This is a genomic window from Boseongicola aestuarii (genome assembly GCF_900184815.1).
Classification (GTDB): domain Bacteria; phylum Pseudomonadota; class Alphaproteobacteria; order Rhodobacterales; family Rhodobacteraceae; genus Boseongicola; species Boseongicola aestuarii.
Map to the genome: position 1 here is coordinate 1 of NZ_FXXQ01000049.1, position 2102 is coordinate 2102.

General features: G+C 52.9%; 2 protein-coding genes. One reads left to right on the forward strand and one right to left on the reverse strand.

What is annotated here, in order from left to right; translation table 11 throughout:
• Positions 1-244: 244 nt before the first annotated feature.
• Entirely contained in the window at positions 245-964 is a 720-nt protein-coding gene (locus BOA8489_RS19925) for a TetR/AcrR family transcriptional regulator (RefSeq protein WP_281256217.1), read from the reverse strand.
• Positions 965-1097: 133 nt separating this feature from the next.
• Here BOA8489_RS19925 and BOA8489_RS19930 point away from each other — a divergent pair, with 133 nt between their 5' ends.
• On the forward strand, positions 1098-1922 hold the full coding sequence (locus tag BOA8489_RS19930; protein ID WP_176440393.1) for a CPBP family intramembrane glutamic endopeptidase: 825 nt from the start codon (positions 1098-1100) through the stop codon (positions 1920-1922).
• The last annotated feature ends 180 nt before the right edge of the window (positions 1923-2102 follow it).

Consider the following 2102-nt stretch of genomic DNA (forward strand, 5'->3'; position numbering starts at 1 on the left):
GACATTCTTGGCCAAATCGAGGCCGATGGTGGTAACTTGCATGGGGTGGCTCCTCTCTCACAGTTCTGACAACTGCACTATGACGCATCGCGACGCCGATGGAGCAGGAGCCATCCACCCCATCTGCAAAGCGGACCTTGATGCGCCTCACAGCGAATGACTGCTGTGCGGGACCAAGCTGCCATTCGCTGCGCTTGCTCCAATCGCTGCTTGTGGCTCGTTTGATCTAAATAATATGGAGAAGTCACTGTGACGAGGTGGCCTGCCGCAGGTTGCCGACAAAGTCTTTAGCGTAATCGTCATTCCTAAGCTGGGTCGAGCGGTCCGGGATTCCAAGCAGTCGATCAATGGCCAAACCCTGCATGTTCAGACTGTCATTGATACGTTGTACAGCAGCCTTCTGCTCCTCCGGTGTCCTTGCCGCGAAAGCAGACCTGAGTACGTAGCGATGCTGATTGGCTATTCGCACGATTAGCGGCGCCGCCGTCTGAGGGTCATCAATTTGAAATGTGCCTTCTTCGATTCCAAGTCGTAAGACTTCCGAGAAGACTGGCACCACAGCAGCCACGACGGCTTCCATCAGTCGATCTTGAAATGCCACATCCTCTTCATTGAGCAGTGAAGTGATGACCAGCATCATTGACTTTGGTTCCGCAATCTTCTGCCGGTCGCGAAGGATCTCCAGATACATCATGTACCTCGCCATCGCGTCGAGGCCTTCGGTCTCGATCACTGCGTCGTATGCGCACCTGATCTGGTTTGAGTACCGGTCCATCAGCCCCTCAACCATCGCCTCTTTCGAGTCGAAATGATGGTAGAAGGCCCCTTTCGAGACGCCTGCTGCGCTCATAATGTCGTTGATCGATGTGCGCGCGTAGCCTTTCGTCAAAAACAACTCCTGTGCACAGTCAAAAATCTGACTGCGGCGTTCCTCCGGCTTCAAGTTCTTTCGGCGACCAGACACTTCGATTGGGCGTCTCCCTTTACAAACATACCCGTGGTCAGTATTTATTCATGGAAACTGACCGCGGGTATGTTCTTAGCATCACAGGCTCGATGCGCAAGAGAGCCACGCGATGAACGAGAGGAAATTAGTAATGCACAATGCTCGGCTACGCGCGTTCTTCCTCCTGACATTCGGCCTCTCCTGGGTTTTCTTCATCCCGACATTTCTGGACTGGCTCGGGCTATCCACGCCGCTGAGCGGTAACGGTTACAACGGCTTTGCCGGTTTCATGTCGACTTTTGGGCCCATGGCTGCCGCGTTGATCCTGTTGTGGCGCGACGGTGGCTGGAAATCTGCGTGGAGACTGGTCAAGAGTGCATTTGACCTTCGCATCAAACCCCTGATGCTGATTGCTGCCATCGCGCTTCCTGTCGCTTCTGCATGGCTGGCCACAACCGTTGTTTCAATTACAGGTGCGGACGCTCTTCCAGATAGTATGGTCCCAACCGACCTTCCATATCCTGTGGTCGTTTGGCTTATCCCTGCATTCCTATCGATGATGATTTTTGGAGGTGGTCAGGAGGAGTTTGGGTGGCGTGGGTACGCCCAAGAGCCAATGCAAGATAGATTTGGATTTGTGAAATCGAGCCTGCTGCTTGGGGCAATCTGGGGACTCTGGCACCTGCCACTTTGGATCATTCCCGGAGACCCGCACATCTTCATCCCGTTCCTAGTCTTCGTTGTCTTCACCATGGCGTTTTCAGTGCAAATGCTTTGGCTGTTTCAGCTTTCTGGTTACAAGCTCGCGATCCCTTGGATCATGCATGGGGTGCAAAACACCGTGCTGATTTTCCTGCCAGTGTATCGTCTGGATGATGCGGGTCCGCAGTTTGGCCTCTATGTTTATGTCGGCATCAACATAGCCCTTGCTGCCGTTGCAGTTGCGATCATGTCAAATAGACGAACCGAGACGTGAAACTTCATCCGTAACAGAGCAGACGTTCGTGCGGGGCGCAGCATTCGGAACTCTGGGCTCAAAGTGGTCATTCTCTGCGTCATGCACGAACGTCTAAATTGGAAGCCCGCGAAAGAAATGCATCGTGTGGTGTGTTTGTTTTCTTGTATCGAGTTAATTTGGAAAAGAGTGTCGAAGATC

Coding starts and splice junctions, on each gene's coding strand:
- BOA8489_RS19930 (WP_176440393.1), top strand. CDS start 1,098: ATGCACAATGCTCGGCTACGCGCGTTCTTCCTCCTGACATTCGGCCTC.